At 64.7% G+C, this 18419-nt stretch carries 18 protein-coding genes; 12 read left to right on the top strand and 6 right to left on the bottom strand.

The window, feature by feature from the left end; translation table 11 throughout:
* Window positions 1-38: 38 nt before the first annotated feature.
* Window positions 39-944, bottom strand: a complete 906-nt coding sequence (locus ACPJXG_RS25770) for a LysR family transcriptional regulator (RefSeq protein ID WP_425252737.1) — start codon at window positions 942-944, stop codon at window positions 39-41.
* 119 nt (window positions 945-1063) lie between these two features.
* Here ACPJXG_RS25770 and ACPJXG_RS25765 point away from each other — a divergent pair, with 119 nt between their 5' ends.
* Together ACPJXG_RS25765 and ACPJXG_RS25760 are read left to right on the top strand one after the other, a co-directional pair.
* Entirely contained in the window at window positions 1064-1930 is an 867-nt protein-coding gene (locus ACPJXG_RS25765) for a pirin family protein (RefSeq protein WP_425252736.1), read from the top strand.
* 65 nt (window positions 1931-1995) lie between these two features.
* Window positions 1996-2697 carry an isochorismatase family protein gene (locus ACPJXG_RS25760; protein WP_198521362.1) on the top strand — a complete coding sequence of 234 codons (702 nt, stop codon included), beginning with the start codon at window positions 1996-1998 and terminating at the stop codon, window positions 2695-2697.
* A gap of 6 nt (window positions 2698-2703) precedes the next feature.
* Here the strand turns inward: ACPJXG_RS25760 and ACPJXG_RS25755 are convergent, their stop codons facing one another.
* On the bottom strand, window positions 2704-3465 hold the full coding sequence (locus ACPJXG_RS25755) for a substrate-binding periplasmic protein (protein ID WP_425252735.1): 762 nt from the start codon (window positions 3463-3465) through the stop codon (window positions 2704-2706).
* 222 nt (window positions 3466-3687) lie between these two features.
* On the opposite strand from ACPJXG_RS25755, the gene pnuC reads away from it, so the two are divergent.
* Complete coding sequence (gene pnuC / locus ACPJXG_RS25750) at window positions 3688-4278, top strand: nicotinamide riboside transporter PnuC (RefSeq protein ID WP_425252734.1); 591 nt, start codon at window positions 3688-3690, stop codon at window positions 4276-4278.
* A 331-nt stretch (window positions 4279-4609) separates the two neighbouring features.
* On the top strand, window positions 4610-7177 hold the full coding sequence (locus ACPJXG_RS25745; RefSeq protein WP_425252733.1) for a TonB-dependent receptor: 2568 nt from the start codon (window positions 4610-4612) through the stop codon (window positions 7175-7177).
* Here ACPJXG_RS25745 and ACPJXG_RS25740 read toward each other — a convergent pair.
* Complete coding sequence (locus tag ACPJXG_RS25740; RefSeq protein ID WP_176387745.1) at window positions 7174-7977, bottom strand: response regulator transcription factor; 804 nt, start codon at window positions 7975-7977, stop codon at window positions 7174-7176. The genes ACPJXG_RS25745 and ACPJXG_RS25740 overlap by 4 nt on opposite strands.
* A gap of 349 nt (window positions 7978-8326) precedes the next feature.
* Here ACPJXG_RS25740 and ACPJXG_RS25735 point away from each other — a divergent pair, with 349 nt between their 5' ends.
* Genes ACPJXG_RS25735 through ACPJXG_RS25720 form a run of 4 tightly spaced genes read left to right on the top strand, consistent with a single transcriptional unit; the run spans window position 8327 to window position 13017 of the window.
* Window positions 8327-8857, top strand: a complete 531-nt coding sequence (locus ACPJXG_RS25735; RefSeq protein WP_035824226.1) for a Csu type fimbrial protein — start codon at window positions 8327-8329, stop codon at window positions 8855-8857.
* A gap of 12 nt (window positions 8858-8869) precedes the next feature.
* Entirely contained in the window at window positions 8870-9598 is a 729-nt protein-coding gene (locus ACPJXG_RS25730; protein ID WP_425252732.1) for a fimbrial biogenesis chaperone, read from the top strand.
* 57 nt (window positions 9599-9655) lie between these two features.
* Complete coding sequence (locus ACPJXG_RS25725) at window positions 9656-12010, top strand: fimbria/pilus outer membrane usher protein (RefSeq protein ID WP_425252731.1); 2355 nt, start codon at window positions 9656-9658, stop codon at window positions 12008-12010.
* Window positions 12010-13017 carry a Csu type fimbrial protein gene (locus ACPJXG_RS25720; RefSeq protein ID WP_425252730.1) on the top strand — a complete coding sequence of 336 codons (1008 nt, stop codon included), beginning with the start codon at window positions 12010-12012 and terminating at the stop codon, window positions 13015-13017. Before ACPJXG_RS25725 ends, ACPJXG_RS25720 begins: the two co-directional genes overlap by 1 nt.
* Here ACPJXG_RS25720 and ACPJXG_RS25715 read toward each other — a convergent pair.
* Window positions 13014-13250, bottom strand: coding sequence for a hypothetical protein (locus ACPJXG_RS25715; protein ID WP_099401350.1), 237 nt, complete (start codon window positions 13248-13250; stop codon window positions 13014-13016). The genes ACPJXG_RS25720 and ACPJXG_RS25715 overlap by 4 nt on opposite strands.
* A 253-nt stretch (window positions 13251-13503) precedes the next feature.
* On the opposite strand from ACPJXG_RS25715, the gene ACPJXG_RS25710 reads away from it, so the two are divergent.
* The 3 genes from ACPJXG_RS25710 to ACPJXG_RS25700 all read left to right on the top strand — a co-directional run bounded on the left by ACPJXG_RS25710 (window position 13504) and on the right by ACPJXG_RS25700 (window position 15717).
* Window positions 13504-14061, top strand: a complete 558-nt coding sequence (locus ACPJXG_RS25710; protein ID WP_034753667.1) for a winged helix-turn-helix transcriptional regulator — start codon at window positions 13504-13506, stop codon at window positions 14059-14061.
* Window positions 14062-14228: 167 nt separating this feature from the next.
* The gene (locus ACPJXG_RS25705; RefSeq protein WP_425252729.1) at window positions 14229-14666 is read left to right on the top strand and encodes a CHRD domain-containing protein; all 438 of its coding nucleotides are present in this window, start codon (window positions 14229-14231) and stop codon (window positions 14664-14666) included.
* A 97-nt stretch (window positions 14667-14763) separates the two neighbouring features.
* Entirely contained in the window at window positions 14764-15717 is a 954-nt protein-coding gene (locus ACPJXG_RS25700; RefSeq protein ID WP_425252728.1) for an AEC family transporter, read from the top strand.
* Here the strand turns inward: ACPJXG_RS25700 and ACPJXG_RS25695 are convergent.
* Both ACPJXG_RS25695 and ACPJXG_RS25690 read right to left on the bottom strand, forming a co-directional pair.
* Window positions 15701-16354, bottom strand: coding sequence for an FMN-binding negative transcriptional regulator (locus tag ACPJXG_RS25695; protein ID WP_425252727.1), 654 nt, complete (start codon window positions 16352-16354; stop codon window positions 15701-15703). The genes ACPJXG_RS25700 and ACPJXG_RS25695 overlap by 17 nt on opposite strands.
* Window positions 16355-16816, bottom strand: a complete 462-nt coding sequence (locus ACPJXG_RS25690; protein ID WP_425252726.1) for an OsmC family protein — start codon at window positions 16814-16816, stop codon at window positions 16355-16357.
* A gap of 106 nt (window positions 16817-16922) precedes the next feature.
* Between ACPJXG_RS25690 and ACPJXG_RS25685 the strand changes: the two genes are divergently transcribed.
* Window positions 16923-18404, top strand: a complete 1482-nt coding sequence (locus ACPJXG_RS25685; RefSeq protein WP_425252725.1) for a PLP-dependent aminotransferase family protein — start codon at window positions 16923-16925, stop codon at window positions 18402-18404.
* Window positions 18405-18419: the final 15 nt, after the last annotated feature.

Raw genomic sequence — 18419 nt, 5'->3', positions numbered from 1 at the left:
CACGCCTGTTGAAAGAGCACCATCGTACCTGAAAACCTTCATTCTTCCGGCAGCGCGGCGAAGCTGTGCGCCAGGTAGTCGAGCAGCGTGCGCACGGCCGGCAGCAGGCCGCGCCGCGACGGAAAGACGGCGTGGATGATTTCGCGCTGCGGCCGCCATTGCTCCATCAGCGGCAGCAGGCTGCCATTGGCCACCTGTTCCGTGATCATCATGGTCGGCAGCTGCACCACGCCTACGCCGGCCACGGCCGCGTCGCGCAGGGTCAGCATGTCGCCCGTGACGAAGCGCGGCACGTGGCGCAGCTGCGCGCGCGCGCCATCGGGGCCGTGCAAATCCCACTGGTAGTGCTGTTGCGGCGTGCCCAGGGCCAGGCTGGGCCAGTCGGCCAGGTCGGCCGGCGCCTTCGGCATGGGCGCGCCGGCGAACAGCAGCGGGCTGCCCACCATGCACTGGCCCCGTTCGGCCAGCACGCGCAATACCAGGTCGCTGTCGGGCAGCGGCGGCGGGCGCACGCGGATGGCCACGTCGATGCCTTCGGCCACCAGGTCGACGCGGCGGTTGCTCGCTTCCAATAACAGAGTCACCTGCGGATGCGCGCGCATGAAACCGGCCAGCATGGGCGCGACCAGCGAGTGCAGCAGGGCGATGGGGCAGGACAGGCGCACCGTGCCGCGCGGCGCGGCCCGCGTCAGTTCGATCGCTTCCTGCGCCGCCTCCGCTTCCACCAGCATCGCCTTGCAATGCTCGTAAAACGTCTGCCCCACGTCGGTGACGGAAAAATGCCGCGTCGTGCGCTGCAGCAGGCGCGCGCCCAGACGCTCTTCGAGCAGGGCGATGCGCCGGCTCAGTTTGGATTTCGGCATGCCCAGCGCGCGCCCGGCCGGCGCGAAGCCGCCATGGTCGACCACCTGCACAAAGTAATACAAGTCATTCAGGTCCTGCATGCCGCCTCCTTGATCGTTCTATTTTTGGAACGCTGATGGCTGATTTTACCGTCTACCGCCTTCATCGTTGCAGGTCTATTCTGTCTCCATCGTAATGCAAACCCCAACAGGAGATCGAGATGAACAAAGTCACAGGTATCTACAGCGCACCTCGCCAGCACTGGGTCGGCGACGGTTTCCCCGTGCGCTCGATGTTTTCGTATACCGGCCATGGCAAGCAGCTGAGCCCCTTCCTGCTGCTCGACTATGCCGGCCCCACCGAATTTGCGCCCGGCACCCGTCCGCCCGGCGTCGGTTCGCACCCGCACCGCGGCTTTGAAACGGTGACCATCGTCTACAAGGGCGAAGTGGCGCACCGCGATTCGACGGGCCAGGGTGGCGTGATCGGCCCCGGCGACGTGCAGTGGATGACGGCCGGCGCCGGCATCCTGCATGAAGAGTTTCACTCGCCTGCCTTCACGCAGTCGGGCGGCACCCTGGAAATGGTGCAGCTGTGGGTGAATCTGCCGGCGAAAAACAAGATGACGGCGCCCGGCTACCAGGCCATCACCAGCGACACCATTCCCACCGTGGCGCTGCCCGACGATGCAGGTTCCGTGCGCGTGATCGCCGGCGATTTCGCTGGCCAGCATGGCCCGGCCCGCACGTTCTCGCCGATGCAGGTGTGGGACGTGCGCCTGGCCCAGGGCAAGCTGACGGAGCTGCCCGTGACCCGCGGCTGGAGCACGGCGCTGATCGTTTTGCATGGCACGGTGCTGGTCAACGGCGAGAGCGTGGTGCGCGAAGCGCAGATGGCGCTGTTCGAGCGCGATGGCGACAGCATCACCGTCGAGGCGAACAACGACGCCGTGGTACTGCTGCTGAGCGGCGAGCCGATCGAGGAACCCATCGTCGGCCACGGCCCCTTCGTCATGAACACCGAGGCGGAAATCGCGCAGGCGTTCGAGGATTTCAACAGCGGCCGCTTCGCCCGCATCGCGAAGTAATTTGTGCAGCGAGTTTGTGTAGTACCCGTGCCGCATCCCGCGGCACGGTTTTTCAGGAGACCACCATGAGCACCCCCGCCAACTTCCAAGGTTTGCCACCGATGATCGATCCCGACGACGCCGTCATGCTGCTGATCGACCACCAGAGCGGCTTGTTCCAGCTGGTGCGCGACATCGAGCAGCACGTGCTGCGCGGCCACGTCACGGCGCTGGCCAAGCTGTCGCGCCTGGCCAACATGCCGACGTTTACCACCGCTTCCGTGCCCGACGGCCCGAACGGCCCCTTGATCCCGGAAATCCACCATTTCAACCCGGAAGCCGTCTACATCCCGCGCACGGGCCAGATCAATGCCTGGGACAACCCGGCCTGGGTCGAAGCCATCGAAAAGACGGGCCGCAAGACCCTGCTGATCGCCGGCACGCTCACCAGCGTGTGCATGGCCTTCCCCACCATCAGCGCGCTGGCGGCCGGCTACAAGGTGTTCGCCATCATCGATGCCTCGGGCAACTGGTCGAAGATGGCCACCGACATCACCATGGCGCGCGTGACGCAGGCGGGCGCCGTGCCGATCGACACGTACGCCGTGCTGGCTGAAGTGATGAGCACCTGGAACCGCGCCGACGCGATGGAATTCGCCGCCATCATGACCGACCATATCGTGCCGCCATACCGCGCGCTGATCGAAAGCTACGACAAGGCGCAAGGCGTGCAAAAGAATGGCCGCGAAACCAAGCTGGAAATCCTCGAGGCGGCCAGCAAGGGCTGACCGCCGCTACGGCGCTTCGTAGCGGCTGCGTATCGCCGCCAGCACGCCGCGCTGTTCCAGGTGCGTGATGGCGGCGTTCAGGCGCGCCAGGTCGGCGGCGCTGGTCGTGCGCGCATTGAGCATCAGGTGCACGGGGGCGCGCAGGACCAGGAAGGGCAGGGCGTTCAAGGCGACGCCCTGCAGGCGCGCTTCGTGGCGCACGGCCAGCACGTCGCCCAGCAGCAGGTCGGCGCGGCCCGCGTCGAGCATGCGCACGCCTTGCTGGAAGCTGCCGAATGCATTCAGGCGGCCGGCCTTTTCCAGGGCCGGCCGGGCCGCCGCGTACTGCGCGCCATACCAGCCCACCTTGGGCGCCAGCAAGGTCGACTTGCCGCGCGCGAGCTGCGCGAAGCTGGTGATCTGCTGGTGGCCGCCGGGCGCGCCGGATTTGCTGAAGAGGCCCACGGCTTCGTCGCGATACGAAAGGGAAAAGCGCGCATAGGATTGGCGTTCCGGCGTCTCGGACGCGGCGGGCATCAGGTCCAGTCCCCCTTTCTGGAACAGCAACTGGCGCCGCGCCGTGGGCAGCTCCGGCAAGGTGACCAGGGTGCAGCGGGCTTCCTTGAAAATGGCGTTCAGCAGCTCCAGGTCCAGGCCCGTATGGCGGCCCTGGGCATCGCGGTAGACATACGGCGGCCATTGTTCCAGCGCCATCGTCATGCGGCAGGCTGTGGCGGGCAGGGCAGATACGCCGAGCACTGCCGCAAACAGGAGATGGCGCACACGCATATGGGAGCTTCCCTGGAGTTTCAACTTGATATTCAATTTGCCAGATTGGCCACGGAAGTCAAGGGCTGTGGCCGCTGAAAGCCTGCCTGATTCGCCTTTCCTCGATGTTTGCGCGGTTTTTGCCGCTTTCTCCCCTCGTGTCGCCTCCGGCGTGGCGAACACCGTGCAGTGTAATCGGCTATAGTGGCGCGGTGCCACCACTGCCCCGCAAAGGAAGACCGCTTGACTGCCCCGCTCGAGATCGCCGCCAATGTGCTGATGACTGCCTCCATCATTTTGGCTGGACGCAACAATATTCATTCCTGGTGGATCGGCATGGTCGGCTGCGTGCTGTTTGCCGTGCTGTTTTTCCAGGTCAACCTGTATGCCGACGTGATGCTGCAATTGTTTTTCATCGTCACTTGCGTTATCGGCTGGCTGCAATGGCGGCGCGGCGCCGGCGGCAAGCCCTTGCCGATCACGCGCACGGGCTGGCGCAGCCTGGCCTGGGTGGTGCCGGCCGGCATCGCCTCCGTGGCGATCTACGGCCTGCTGCTGCACCGCTTCACGAATGCATACGCGCCCTTCATCGATTCGGCGGTGTTGGTATTTAGCATCATCGCCCAATTCCTGCTGATGAGCCGGCGCATCGAAACCTGGGCTTTCTGGCTGCTGGTCAATACCGTGGCCGTGCCGCTGTACTACAGCCGCGGCCTGCACCTGACGGCCGTGCTGTACGCGGCCTACTGGGTCAACGCGCTGATCTCGTGGTACTGGTGGGGCGTGCAAGCGCGCCGCGCGGCGCAAGCGCCTGCGGCGACGGCCGACGCCTGATCTTGCCTTATACCAAGTCCTTAGATTCAAATCGTATATACAATCAATTTTTAATTCGTTCACGCGATAAAGACACCGGGATATAGTGGCCTTTCCCCGCTTACCGGTGTCTTTTATGTTGCGTTTTACCCTTTCCGCCTGTTTTTACGCCGCCCGGCACCAGCTGACCATGCAATGCATGGCGCAGTGGATGCCGGTGCGTGCCCGTCCACGCATCCCCTAAGTCATTCCATCCGTTTCGTTGTCGTCTGCCCGCTGGCCCACCCGGTCCGCGTGCCCCTGCTCGGCCTTTTTTATCGGAAAAAGGCTGCAATCCCAATAAGAGGAAACCATGTTCAAACCACTCGCCATCAGTCTTGCCATCGCCGCCGCCTTTCCCGCCGTTTCCACCATCGCCCATGCCGAGGACGACATGCTGCGCGTGAACGTCACCGGATCGAATATCCGCGTCAGCGAAAAGGAGGGCGCCAGCGCCGTGCAGGTCATCACGGCCAAGGAATTGAAAGCCAGCGGCAAGACCAGCGTGTCGGACGTGCTGCGCGCCATCTCCGCCAACAGCGGCAACAGCTACAACGAACAATATACGGGCAGTTTCTCGGCCGGCACCTCGGGCCTGTCGCTGCGCGGCATCGGCCAGCAAAACACCCTGATCCTCGTGAATGGCCGCCGCGTGGCCAGCTACGCCACGGCGCAGGATTTGCAGCAGACCTTCGTTGACCTGAACAGCCTGCCGATGGCGGCCGTGCAGCGCATTGAGGTGCTCAAGGATGGCGCCTCGTCCGTGTATGGCTCCGACGCCGTCGCCGGCGTGGTCAACATCATCCTGTACAAGGAATTCACGGGCACGGACATCACGGCGCAATGGGGCGGCTCGACGCAAGGCACGGGCCAGCATGAAAAGAGCGCGGCGCTGCAAACGGGTTTCGGCAAGCTCGAGGAAGATGGCTACAGCGTGGTCTTTTCGGTCGACGCGCAGCAGCGCGACAAGCTGCAGCAAAGCGACGTGGCATGGCTGCGCGACGCCGATTACCGCCAGCAGCAACGCGGCAGCCTGGGCTGGACCGCCACGAATTACGCCGGCAACGATCCCACGCAAACCCTGGGCGGAGTGCGCGGCCCGCTGCAACTGGTGCCATACAACGACATCAATCCCGATCGCAGCGGCCAGGTGCTGGCCTACAATCCGGCACCGTATAAGACGCTGATCCCGGGCATCCAGCGCATCCACTCGTCGCTGCGCGGCACCGTGAAACTGAACGCGGACACGGAAGCCTATGTCGACCTGCTGCACAGTTATTCGCGCGCCGACCAGACCTTCAGCGCCCCTTTGAGCGTGAACAACGCCACGCGCGTGTGGAACAACAGCACCAAGCTGCTCGATACCATCCCCGTGGTGCTGCCCGTGGGCCATCCGAACAATCCGGGCACGACGCCCTTGCCGTTCACGGCCACCCTGTTCGACCTGGGACCGCGCCTGAAGCAGGACCGCGTCACCTTCTACCGCGCGCTGGCCGGCGCCAAGGGCACTTGGGCGGGCTGGGACTGGGATACGGCCGTGGCCCATTCCAGCAGCAAGCTGGAGGAAACGGTGCAGAACTTCGTCAACCGCTACGAATTCCAGAAAGTGCTGGCCGACGGCAGCTACAATTTCTTTGACCAGTCGCAAAACAGCGAAGCGGTGCGCAACCGCCTGCGCCTGTCGACCCTGCGCCCGGCCGAATCGACGCTCGACACGCTCGACTTCTCGGCGGCCAAGGATATCTGGGACTTGCCGGCCGGCCCGCTGGGCTTTGCCGCCGGTGCCCAGTGGCGCCGCGAAAAAATGGATTCGCAAACCTCGACGGCCGTGCTGTCGGGCACGGAACTGCGCCCCGCACTCAATATCATCAACGGCTCGCGCAATGTATCGGCCCTGTTCGCCGAATTCAATGTGCCCGTCGTGAAAGACCTGTCCGTCAACGTGGCGGGCCGCGCCGACCATTACAGCGACTTTGGCAATGCGTTTTCGCCCAAGGCCAGCGCGCGCTACCAGGCGGCGCCATGGCTGCTGCTGCGCGGCACCGTGTCACGCGCCTTCCGCGCGCCGTCGCTGCCGGAAATCACCGACAGCACGGCCGTCAGCTATACGGGCGTGATCGATGCCCGCGATCCGCTGACGCCCACGCAGTCGCGCGGCGTGACGGTGATGACGATCGCCAATCCGGCCCTGCGCCCCGAGCGTTCGAAAAACCTGAACCTGGGCGTGGTGGTCTCGCCCACCAGCAGTTCGAGCATCGGCCTTGATTACTACCGCATCAAGCAGGATGGCGTGATCGGCACGGCCAGCGCCACCACCATTCTGGAGAATGAAAGCACGGCGCCGCAACAGATCACGCGCGGTGCCGATGGACGCATCACGACCCTGTACCGCCAGTTCCGCAACCAGGGCCAGCGCGAAGTGTCGGGCATCGATATCGACCTGCGCCAGCGCTTCGTCGACAAGGACTGGGGCAAGCTGACCCTGGCTGGCCAGCTGAGCCGCGTGCTGCGCTTTGCCGAACCGCTGTCCGATGGCGCGCCGCTCACCGATGGCGCCGGCACCAATTATTTTGGCTCCATCCCGAAATGGCGCGGCGTCAGCTCGGCCACCTGGGAGCAGGGAAAATGGTCGTCCACGCTCACATGGAACTACGTGGGCAGCTACGCGCAGCAGCAGCACCTCGATGAATCGGTGGCCGCCTTCAGTACCTTCGACGTGACCAGCAGCTGGCAGCTGACGCCACAGGCGAACGTCACCTTCATCGTGCAAAACCTGGCCAACAAGCGCGCGCCCTGGGACTATGCCTCCACCGGCTTTGACTTTACCCAGGCCGATCCGCGCGGACGCGTCGCGGCACTCAAGCTGAACTACAAGTTCTAGCCACCCGCCGCCTGCCGCTGGCCCGTCTGCTCCTGCAGGCGCTGGCGGTAGGCGCTGGGGGGAACGCCCATGCGTTCGCGAAAGGCGGTGGCGAAGTTGCCCGCGTTGTGAAAGCCGATCAGCAGGGCGATATCCTGCACGTCGATATCCGTCTGCTGCAGCAATTCCACGCCGCGGGCAATGCGCGCTTCGCGGATGAAGGCAAACACCGTCATGCCCGTCTGCTCGCGGAACATCAGGGTCAGCTTTTCGCGGTAGGTGCCCACGCTGCGGGCGATTTCGGACAGGTTCGGCAGGCTGCCCAGGTTGTCGAGGATTAACTGTTTGACCGCATTGACGAAGACCAGGTCGGGATGCTGCAGCTTGTCGCTGACCGGCGTCGTCGCCGGCAAGGTACTGTTGCTTTTACGCATCAAGCCCAGGTGAATATGGATGCGCGCGGCCAGTTCTTCCGGCAGGAAGGGCTTGGAAATGTAATCGACGCCGCCCACCTGCAAGCCCATGATGCGCTCCTTGGCGGCATCGGCGCCGCTGAGAAAGATCACGGGTATCTCTTCCGTTTCGGGATTGGCCTTGAGTAAACGGCAGGCCGTGTAGCCATCCATCTCGGGCATGCGCACGTCGAGCAGGATCAGATCCGGATGCGTGGCCAGTGCCAGCTGATAACCCTGGTAGCCATTGAAGGCAATGCTGAAACGATAGGGCTGCTCGCTGAGCAGCTCCATCAGCATGCGCTGCTCGAACGCGGAGTCGTCCACGATCAAGATGTTCTTTTTGATGGTTTCGCTGGTCAATGGCATGGCATGGATGACTTAACCAAATAGCAAGTTGTGGCTTATTATGCCTCGCTTTTTCTTTTTTTTCTGCTTTTCTCGTGTTTCAAAAGATGTTTCTCCGCGAGAAGAAGCGCGGATTTCCCAGATCGCCAATAATTCACTCATGCATTGATTTTAAGCAATGTCGCTTGCCAAAAAATCTGTTTTGCCAATGCTGCAAAAAGTGCCGGAGTCCCCGGGTTCCTGACTCTCGGCACACGTAATTTGTCGTCCTGGTTTGCGTGCCCAAGAAAACGCCGGCAATACCGTGACTATCCTCGATGCCCTCCCTATTGGCGGGCTCATTAATGATGTTCCATCATCAGGAGGTATCATGTTGCGAGTTATTTTTCCCCGCCTTATCGTTGCCGCCAGCGTGGCTGTTGCCGCCACGGCATTGCTGCCGCGTGGCGCCGACGCCGCCGTGTATCTGAATGGCAGCGCCAGCACCACCTTTGACGTCACCCTGAAAATCATCGCCAATTGCACCATCGCGGCGGCCAATCTCGACTTTGGCCAAAGTCAGGGTGTACTGGCTACTGCCGTTAACGTCAATACGACCGTGAACGTCACCTGCACCAATACCACGCTGTATAACGTGGGCCTGACGGCTGGCTCGGGCACCGGATCATCGGGCACCACGCGCTACCTGAGCGGCACCGGCGGCAACCTGGGCACGGTGCAGTTCAATCTGTACCAGACGGCCGGCAGCACCTTGTGGGGCGATACCCAGGGCACGAATACCGTCGGCGGCACCGGCAACGGCTCATCGCAGCCAATCACCGTGTACGGCAATATTCCGCCGCAGGCGACACCGGCGCCCGATACCTACAAGTCGACCATCACGGCCACCGTTTACTTTTAAGCCGGGCGCTGCGTGAAGGCCGGTGCTGCTTCCCTGATGCAAGGCGTGCTGGCGCTGCTGGCTTGCTGCGCCACGGGCGTGCACGGCGCCAGCCTGCAGATTTCGCCGGTGACGCTCAATTTGCGCGCCCCACAGAATGCGGCCGGCATCAGCCTGCAAAACCTCGGCGACCAGCCCATCTACGGCCAGGTGCGCGTGTTCGTCTGGGACCAGCGCGATGGCGAGGAAACGCTGGCGCCGACGCAGGAACTGGTGGCCAGTCCGCCGATCGTCGAGATCGCCGCCAACAGCCGGCAGACCATCCGTCTCGTGCGTGCCCAGGCTGGCCCCGTCGCGCAGGAAAAGACGTATCGCGTGCTCATCGATGAAGTCAGCCGCGAGGATGAGGCGGGCCGCAGCGGCGTCGATATCCGCCTGCGCTATTCGGTGCCCGTGTTCGTGCTGCCGGCCGGTGCGCCGGGCAAGGAAGTGCTCGACTGGCAGGTGTTCCGCGAGCAGGGCGAGTGGATGTTGCGCGTCAAAAACAGCGGCAATTTCCATGCGCAGCTCGGGGCGATGACGTTCACGAACCAGGCGGGCAAGGAGTTTGTCATCAGCAAGGGGCTGTTTGGTTATGTCCTGGCGGCACGCATGCGCGTCTGGCGCCTGCCCGTTGCCAGGGAGGCCGAACTGGATGGACCGTTGAGTATTGCGGTCAATGTGAATGCCAAGGCACTCATTGCCAAGAATTCGACACCTTGAACATGGCTGCCATGACGGGCCGGCTCGCCGCGCGCCTTGGGCGCAAGCGGCCACACCATGAATCGCGTACTGGCAGCGTTGCTGTTGCTGGGCATGGCGCCGCTGGCCAGGGCCGATGCCGCGGTGGCCGTGACGGGCGCCGATCCGGGCCCCGCCAGCTTGCCCAGCGATCCGGCGGCGCCGAATGAACTGTATCTGGAGGTCACTGTGAATGCTGAATCAACCGGGCTGATCTTGCGCTTTACCCAGGTGGGCAAAGGCTTGCGCAGCAGTGTGGCGAACCTGCAGCAGCTGGGGCTGGACCCGGCGCGCCTGGTCGCACCCGGTCAGAGCGAAGTGGCGCTCGATGCAATTCCCGGACTCAGCTATGAATATGATGCGGCGCGCCAGAGCGTGTCGCTGCAGGTAGCGGACGACTTGCGCGCGCCGTACCGCATCAGCGCGCGCACGGCGGCGCAGACGCCGCCATCGCGGGTCACGCCCGGCGCCGTCCTCAATTACGAAGCCTATGCGGAGCTGGGCCGGACGCGCCGCGCCGCCATCTTCAATGACGTGCGCTATTTCAATGACAGCGGCGTCTTCAGCAATACGGGCACCGTGAACCTGGGGGCGGATCAGCGCAAATACATGCGCTTTGACACCTTCTGGAGCCACGCCGACCCCGAGACCTTGCAAACATGGCAGGTGGGCGACTTGATTTCCTCGTCGCTCAGCTGGAGCCGCGCCGTGCGCGTCGGTGGCGTGCAGTGGCGCAAGAATTTCCAGCTGCGCCCCGACCTGCTGACCTTTCCTGTCGCCTCCGTCGATGGCACGGCGCTCGTGCCTTCGTCGCTGAGCCTGTATGTCAATGGGGTGCAGCAATATGCTGCCAGCGTGCCCAGCGGTCCGTTTGTGCTGAACCAGGTGGCAGGCATCAATGGTGCGGGGCAAGCCACCCTGATCACGCGCGATGCGCTGGGGCGCAGCGTGACGACCGTGCTGCCCCTGTACGTCGATACGCGCATGCTGGCCGGCGGCTTGAGCGATTATTCGGTCGAGGCGGGCGCCGTGCGGCGCGACTATGGCCGCCGCCTGTTCGGCTATGAACGGCAGCTCGTTGCCAGCGCTTCCGTCCGCCATGGCGTCAGCGACAGCTTCACCCTCGAAGGCCATGCGGAGCTGGCCGCCGGCCTGTATCAGGCGGGGGCGGGCGTGTTGCTGCGGCTGGGCCAGGCGGGCGTGCTCAACGGTTCGCTGTCGGTCAGCGCCGGCCGCAGCCGTGGCGTGCAACTGGGCGCCGGCTACCAGTACATGGGGCAGCGCTTCAGCGTCGATGCGCAAAGCGTGCGCGCCAGCGCCGGCTTTGGCGACCTGGCCTCGCGCGACGGCAGCCCCGTGGTGCGCGCGGCGGACCGCCTTACCGTCAGCCTGCCATTGCCCGCAGGAAGCAGCATCAGCAGCAGCTATATCAGTTACCGCACGCCTGTCGGGCCGCCATCGAAGCTGGCCACGGTGGGCTATTCGGCCACCCTGTTGCACGGCCTGTTCTTCAACGCCAGCCTGTTCCAGGACTTGCGGCAACGCGAGAAACGGGGCTTTTACTTTGGCCTGAGCATGGCCTTCGACAACAATCTGTCCCTCAGCGTGAACAGCAGCCGGCAAAACGGCGAGAGCGGCCGCAGCATCAGCGCGCAGCGCGCGGCCGACTTTGGCGGCGGCTTCGGCTGGAACTTGCAGGCTGGCACGGCGGGCGGCAATGCCTACCGCCAGGCGCAGGTGGAATACCTGGGCAATGATGGCCGCGTGAGCGCGCGCACGCAAAGCAGCAGCATGGGCAATGCTTCCTCGCTGGGCGCGGCTGGCGCGCTGGTGCTGATGGATGGCCATGTCGAGGCGGCGCGCCAGGTGGGCAATGGCTTTGCGCTGGTTTCGACTGGCGGCGTGGGCAATATTCCTGTGCTGCATGAAAACCGCCAGATCGGCGTGACGGGCAGGGGCGGCTATCTGCTGGTGCCGAACTTGAATCCCTATGGCAATAACCAGATCAGCATCGCCACCGACGAGCTCGATGTTGATGCGCGGGTACCCGTGAGCAATATCAATGTCGTGCCGCAGCACCTGGCGGGCGTGCTGGCGGATTTTCCCATCGAGCGCTACAGCGCGGCCACCGTCATCGTGCAGGATGCGCAGGGCAAGCCGCTGGCCACGGGCTTGCCCGTGTTGCACCTGCAAAGCGGCAAGCAGACGGTCGTGGGATTTGACGGCATCGTTTTCGTCGACGACCTGCTCGAACAGAATCAGTTGCAAGTCGGCGAGGGCGATGGCGCGTGCACCGTGCGTTTTGCCTATGTGCGTCCGGCGGCTGGCGGCTTGCCCGTGATCGGGCCGCTGCGCTGCGCTGCCGCGTCTGCCAGCACCGGGGCGGGCCGCTGATGCGCCGCCTGTTGCTATGGCTGACTCTGTTGCTGGGCTGCGCCTGGGGCAGCGCGGCGCAGGCGGTCGATACCTGCACGGTCAGCATGACGAATATCAATTTCGGCTCCGTCAGCCCGATTTCCGGCACCGATTACGTGGCGCAGGCAACGGGCACCTTCAGCTGCCTGTTTTCGTCGCTGAACCTGGGGCAGTTGCTTACGCCCAATGCGCAAGTGTGCATCTCGCTGGGGCTGGGCACGAATTCCACGTCGGCCCTGCCGCGCAAGCTGGGCAACGGCAGCAACCGCATGGAGTACAACATCTATGTGGACAATTCGTATGCGACGGCGAAGATCTGGGGCGGCGCTGGCGTGGCGGGCGCGCCGTCGACCTTCGGCATGATCCTGTCGGCCGGCTTGCTGGCGCCGCCCGGCACCTATTCCACCACGTTTACCGTGTACGCCAAGATCCCTGCCGGCACGGCCCTGGCCGCCGTGCCCACGGTCGCCAACGCCAATACCGTGTATACGTCGAGCTTTGCCGGCGTGGGCACCTACACCTACACGACGTATGGCCTGATCAACCTGCAGGGCTGCTCGGCCACCAGCGGCAGCTTCGGTTTCACGGTGAATGCCACGGCCATCAACGATTGCACCATCACGGCCACGCCGATGGCGTTCGCGAACGCCTCCATCCTGACGGGCAACTTGCGCAGCACCAGCACCTTGTCGGTGCGCTGCGTGAACAACAACGCCTACCAGATCGCCCTGAACGGCGGCAGCGTGGCGCTCAATGTGGCCAACCGGCAAATGAAGAACACCATCACGACGGACAAGGTCAGCTACCTGCTGTCGGCCACGCTCGATGGTGCGCCCTGGGGCGATGGCACGGCAGGCACGAGCATGGTGACGGGCACGGGGACGGGCGCCAGCGTGCCGCTGACCATTTACGGCCGCGTGCCGGCGCAGGTGTCGCCGCGCCCCGGCGACTACAAGGACACGGTGACGGCAACGATTTATTTTTAGAACGTGACGGTGACGAGGCCAGCGCCCGATGGCGTTGTCTGCTGGAGCAGCAGATAGGGCGTGTTGTGCTGGCAGCGCACCTGGGCGCTGTTGCGCTGCGAGACGATGGTGCACGTTTCGTGGACAACGAATGTGGCCTGGAACGACGCGGAAGACACGGTACCGGCGGTGGTGGTCTGGCAAAGGGACAGGGCGAGCAGGGCAGGCAGTACGGCAAGCTTCAAAGGGGTCATCGTGAACGCATCGAGTGAAAAACGGGCGTGGGCAGCAGCGCCGCAAGGCGTGGCTGGCACCGTTTTTCGCACCGGGATTGGGGGAACAGAACTAGCCACGATTGTACTTGAACAAGGAAAGTGTGAGTTTTCGCGTATTTTCAGCCCGCCACAGGGGCACGCACCTCACTTTCAAAATGATAGTAACTAAGTTTCCGTGTTGCAACTGAAATTTTTTTCGATTGTTGTGTTGAATCAATGTGAGGAGATGGCCATGAAACATACCAACTTTAATAATTTGCCTTGCCCGATTGCGCGCAGCCTGGGCAAGGTGGGCGAATGGTGGAGCATCCTCATCCTGCGCGAAGCGTTTTATGGCAAGACGCGCTTCGACGAATTTGAAAAAAGCCTCAAGATCGCCCCCACCATCCTGACGCGCCGCCTGGCCGACCTGGTGGAAGGGGGCTTGATGACGCGCCGCCTGTATTGCGCCAAGCCGCCCCGCTACGACTATGTGCTGACCAAGTCCGGGCGCGCCTTCAAGCCCGTCTTGCTGGCGTTTATTGCCTGGGGTAATGAAAACTTCGCCCCAGAAGGCGCCAGCCTCGTCATCGCCAGCCGCGACACGGGCCTGGCCGCCGACCCGGTGCTGGTCGACGCCACGACGGGCTTGCCCATCAATGACGAGTACTACGCGTTCGCGCCAGGGCCGGCCGCCAGCGACAGCATGCGCAGCATCATCCTCGACGCGGAAAAAAGCAGCGGCATCGCACCCAAGCCGAAGGCGCCGGCCGCCAACCGCGGCTGGGTGGCGGAAGGGCATTTGGCCTGAGGAGGCGCTGGCACGCGAGCAGCAAGTTTGGCGAAAAGCAATGCGGACACGGCGGCATGGCGTTACTGTCGCACTATGCAATGCAAGTGCGGCGCAAACCCAGGTTCAGCACTGCTGGCGGGGCAGGGCGCCATCCGTGATCCGATGTCCGTTGAAGGAGTATTGCGATGAGCACACTGCAACAACACGTACGCCGCGCCGCCAGCGTGCTGGCGCTGGCCGCCCTGCTGGGCGCCTGTTCCCATGGACCGCATCAGCCGGGCGGCCATGACGTCACCTTGACGGGCGCGCAGGAAGTGCCGGCCAATACCAGCACGGCCAGCGGCAGCAGCACTCTTCGCGTCGCCCACGACCGCAGCATCAGCGGCGGCGTGCGCTACACGGGCATGGTGGCGACCGTCGCGCACATCCATGAAGCGCCGGCCGGCGCCAATGGCCCCGTCATCGTGCCGCTGGTGAAATCGGCCGAAGGCATGTTTGCCGTGCCGGCCGGCGCCATGCTCACGCCGCCCCAGTATGCGAGCTACCAGGCCGGCAACCTGTACGTGAACGTGCACAGCGCCGCCTACCCGGCTGGCGAGATCCGCGCCCAGCTCAAGCCCTAGCCGGCCAGCGGCCTTATCCCCGAAACCTCCTTGGGCCGCGCGAGCGGCCTTTTTTTGCGCCAGGCGGCCAGCCGGTGCAGCGCGCTACAATCGCTGCATGCTGACCATCCTCGCCATCACCTTTCCCTTCTTCGCCCTGGTGCTGTGCGGCTACCTGGCCGTGCGGCGCAAGCTGCTGCCGCTGGCCGCCATCGGCGGCTTGAACAGTTTTGTCCTGTACTTCGCGCTGCCGTGCATGCTGTACCGCTTCGGCGCCGCCACGCCCATCGCGCAGCTGCTCGACGCCAGCGTGTTCGGCGTCTACCTGCTGTGCGCGCTGATCATGGTGGGCGTCACCATGGCCATGACCCTGAGCCAACGCATCGACTGGAACAACGCCGCCTTCGGCGCGCTGGTGGCGGCCTTCCCGAACACGGGCTTCATGGGCGTGCCCCTGCTGTTGACATTGCTCGGCCCCCGTTCCTCTGGCCCCGTCATCGTCACCATCGTCGTCGATATGCTCATTACCAGTTCGCTGTGCATCGCCCTGTCGCGTATCGGCAGCGGCGGCGCGCACGGCAGCCGCGCCGCCGTCGTCAATGCCCTGAAGGGCATGGCCGGCAACCCGATGCCGTGGGCGATCGTGCTGGGGGCCTTGTCGTCGTGGCTGGCACTGGCCTTGCCCAAGCCGATCATGCAGACGGTGGGCCTGCTGGCCGACGCCGCCTCGCCGGTTGCCCTGTTTACCATCGGCGCCGTGCTGGCCCGTTCGCAAATGAGCACGAGCGATCCGGCGCCGCTGGGGGAATATGTGCCCGTGGCGCTGAAAAAACTGCTGCTGCATCCGTTGCTGGTGTGGGGCATCGGCCACGCGGCCATCGCACTGGGCGCGCCGCTCGATCCGTTCGCGCTGACCTGCATGGTGTTGGTGGCTTGCCTGCCCAGCGCCAGCAATGTCTCGCTGCTGTCCGAACGCTTCGGGGCGAACACGGCGCGCATCGCCCGCATCATCCTTGTGTCGACGGCGCTGTCGTTTCTGACGTTTTCGGCGGCCGTCAGCTGGCTGGCGTGACGTTGGCGGCGATCAGCGCGCCCAGGGCCTGCGCGGCGCCGGGCTGGCTGTCGTGCGCCAGTTCGCGCGCCATCGTGGCCTGATCTTCCTGCGTGCGGTTCTGCCCCAGCTTCCATTTTCCCGTGAGGCGCGTGAGGGGGATTTCGATGCCGACGATGGCTTTCAATAGCTTGTCGATATAGCCGGCTGGCGCATCGCTCACCCGCCACGGCGCGGCTAGCACTGCTTCATGGCGCGCCGTCAGCCGCTCCACCAATCCCAGCAGCCACGCCGCATCGTCGATGGCGCGCAAGGGGCCGTGGGCGTGCACGACCGCATAATTAAAAGTCGGTACTTCCTTGCCGCTGCGCTGCTTTTCCGCATACCAGGCGGGCGTGATGTAGGCGTGCGGCCCCTGGAAAATCACCAGCGCTTCATCGTTCCCGCCGGCCGCGCGCCACAGCGGATTGGCGCGCGCCACGTGGGCGCGCAGGATGCCGAATGGGGCGTCAGGCGTGGGTGCGGCGATCTCGAATGGCAGATGGTCGGCGCACAGGCCATCGACGCTCTGGCGCACCAGCGCGCCCAGCGGATGCGCGGCTATCAGGCCATGCAGCACGTCGAGGCGCTCTTCGCGAAAGCTGGCTGGCGTGTACATTTAATTGGCTCCTTCCACGACCACGTCGGCCGTCAGCGAATTGGCGATGTAGCAGCGTTCATGCGCGTCGTGGTGCAGGGCCGCCAGCGCCTCGGGCGAGGGCGGCGTTCCTGCAAACACGATGCGCGGGCGCAGCACGATGCGCGTCATGGCCAGGCGGCCTTGCGCATTCTTGCCCAGTTCACCGACGGCATCGTCGCGGTAGTCGTCGATGACGTAGCCGCGCTGCGCCGCCAGCGACAGGAAGAACAGCATGTGGCAGCTCGACGTGGCGGCCACCAGCGCTTCTTCCGGATCGATATTTGCCGCCACCGACATGGGCAGCGGCACGGACAGGGGCGACGACGAGGCGGCTACCGTCAAGCCGCCGTCGAACTGCCATTCATGGCCACGGCTGTAGCGCTGGCCGGCGAAATCCTGGCCGTCGCGCTGCCAGGCCACAGTGGCGAAAAACTGATGCATGGGTGCTCCGCAAGAGTAGAGGGGATGCGCCATCTTAGCGCCAGTCTTGGCTATTTAAAACAGCCAATAAGTGCTATCTTGAAGCTACCAATTCAAGAAGGCCACCATGCCAGCTTCCCATCTGCACCAGCTCATCGCCGCCTTGCCGTTGCGGCGCGGCGCCGGCGAGCCGCTGTTTCGCCAGTTGTATGCGGCCATCAAGGCCGCCATTCTCGATGGCCGCATGAGTCCCGGCATGCAGCTGCCGCCCACGCGCGACTTTTGCCGCCTGCTGGCCGTGTCGCGCCAGACGGTGCTCAATGCGTATGCGCTGCTGACGGCCGAAGGCTATCTCGATGGCGCCGTGGGGCGCGGCACCTTCGTCAGTCGCGACGTTCCGCTGTCGGCGCCTGTCCCTGCAACGGCGCCCGGCCTGCTGCGGCCCCTGTCGGCGCGCGGGCAGGGCGTGGTGGCGGCCATGCGCCAGGTGGCGTTCCACCGGGGGCCACTGCGCGCCTTCCGCGTCGGCATGCCGCGCATCGACCATTTCCCGTTCGACGTGTGGCACCGCCTGGAAGCGCGGCGCTGGCGCCGGCCCGACCACCATTTCGGCTACAGCGATCCGGCCGGCTACCTGCCGCTGCGCGAACTGCTGTGCGTGTATCTGAAAGCGTCGCGCGGCGTCCAGTGCACGCCGCAGCAGATCGTCATCACTTCCGGTTCGCAGCAGGCGCTGTTTTTGCTGTCGACCATTCTGCTGGCGCCGGGCGACTCTGCCTGGATGGAGTCGCCCGGCTACCGGGGCGCCAGCGGCCCGCTGCGCGCGGCCGGCGCGCGCGTCTTTCCCGTCCCCGTCGATGCGCAGGGGCTCGACGTGGCGTATGGCGTGGCGCATTGTCCGCAGGCGAAGCTGGCCTACGTGACGCCGTCGCACCAGATGCCGCTGGGCGTGAGCATGAGTTTACCGCGCCGCCTGGCCTTGCTGGCCTGGGCAGCACACAATAAAGCGTGGCTGGTGGAAGACGATTACGACAGTGAATACCGCTACACGGGCGCGCCGCTGGCCTCGCTGCAAAGCCTGGACCGGGCCGGCTGCGTGGTGTACGTGGGCACCCTGTCGAAGGTACTGTTTCCCGGCTTGCGCCTCGGCTACATGGTGGCGCCGCCCGCGCTGGCCGACGCGCTGGTGCAGGCCAAGGCCGTGATGGACCGGCACACGGCCATCGTGCCGCAGATGGCGCTGGCGGACTTCATCGCGGAGGGCCACTTTGGCCGCCATATCCGCCGCACGCGCGACAGCAATGCCGAGCGGCGCGACCTGCTGGTGCGCGGCCTTGCGCGCGAACTCGATGATCAACTGCTGTGCGGCCCGGCCGACAGCGGCCTGGAACTATGCGCGTACTTTCGCGCCGGCCACGATGAAGAAACGGTATCGCGCGCGGGCTTGGCACGCGGTATCGAATTGCGTCCGCTGGGCCACTATGCCGACCCGGCGGCGGGGCCCGAGTGCGCCACGCCGTCCGGGCTGCTGCTGGGCTTTGCGGCGATTCCCCCGGACGAGATGGCGCACGGCTTGCAGGAACTGGGACGCATCCTGCGCGGCCGATAAACTATACTGGCACTT

Source organism: Janthinobacterium sp. NFX145, from assembly GCF_049810325.1.
GTDB classification, from domain to species: domain Bacteria; phylum Pseudomonadota; class Gammaproteobacteria; order Burkholderiales; family Burkholderiaceae_D; genus Janthinobacterium; species Janthinobacterium rivuli.
Note: the sequence above shows the minus strand (reverse complement) of the source record. Positions and strands in the feature narration are given on the sequence as shown.

Coding starts and splice junctions, on each gene's coding strand:
- ACPJXG_RS25685 (WP_425252725.1), top strand. CDS start 16,923: ATGCCAGCTTCCCATCTGCACCAGCTCATCGCCGCCTTGCCGTTGCGG.
- ACPJXG_RS25745 (WP_425252733.1), top strand. CDS start 4,610: ATGTTCAAACCACTCGCCATCAGTCTTGCCATCGCCGCCGCCTTTCCC.
- ACPJXG_RS25705 (WP_425252729.1), top strand. CDS start 14,229: ATGAGCACACTGCAACAACACGTACGCCGCGCCGCCAGCGTGCTGGCG.
- ACPJXG_RS25690 (WP_425252726.1), bottom strand. CDS start 16,816: ATGCATCAGTTTTTCGCCACTGTGGCCTGGCAGCGCGACGGCCAGGAT.
- ACPJXG_RS25710 (WP_034753667.1), top strand. CDS start 13,504: ATGAAACATACCAACTTTAATAATTTGCCTTGCCCGATTGCGCGCAGC.
- ACPJXG_RS25700 (WP_425252728.1), top strand. CDS start 14,764: ATGCTGACCATCCTCGCCATCACCTTTCCCTTCTTCGCCCTGGTGCTG.
- ACPJXG_RS25725 (WP_425252731.1), top strand. CDS start 9,656: ATGAATCGCGTACTGGCAGCGTTGCTGTTGCTGGGCATGGCGCCGCTG.
- ACPJXG_RS25720 (WP_425252730.1), top strand. CDS start 12,010: ATGCGCCGCCTGTTGCTATGGCTGACTCTGTTGCTGGGCTGCGCCTGG.
- ACPJXG_RS25765 (WP_425252736.1), top strand. CDS start 1,064: ATGAACAAAGTCACAGGTATCTACAGCGCACCTCGCCAGCACTGGGTC.
- ACPJXG_RS25770 (WP_425252737.1), bottom strand. CDS start 944: ATGCAGGACCTGAATGACTTGTATTACTTTGTGCAGGTGGTCGACCAT.
- ACPJXG_RS25740 (WP_176387745.1), bottom strand. CDS start 7,977: ATGCCATTGACCAGCGAAACCATCAAAAAGAACATCTTGATCGTGGAC.
- ACPJXG_RS25760 (WP_198521362.1), top strand. CDS start 1,996: ATGAGCACCCCCGCCAACTTCCAAGGTTTGCCACCGATGATCGATCCC.
- ACPJXG_RS25755 (WP_425252735.1), bottom strand. CDS start 3,465: ATGCGTGTGCGCCATCTCCTGTTTGCGGCAGTGCTCGGCGTATCTGCC.
- ACPJXG_RS25695 (WP_425252727.1), bottom strand. CDS start 16,354: ATGTACACGCCAGCCAGCTTTCGCGAAGAGCGCCTCGACGTGCTGCAT.
- ACPJXG_RS25735 (WP_035824226.1), top strand. CDS start 8,327: ATGTTGCGAGTTATTTTTCCCCGCCTTATCGTTGCCGCCAGCGTGGCT.
- ACPJXG_RS25715 (WP_099401350.1), bottom strand. CDS start 13,250: ATGACCCCTTTGAAGCTTGCCGTACTGCCTGCCCTGCTCGCCCTGTCC.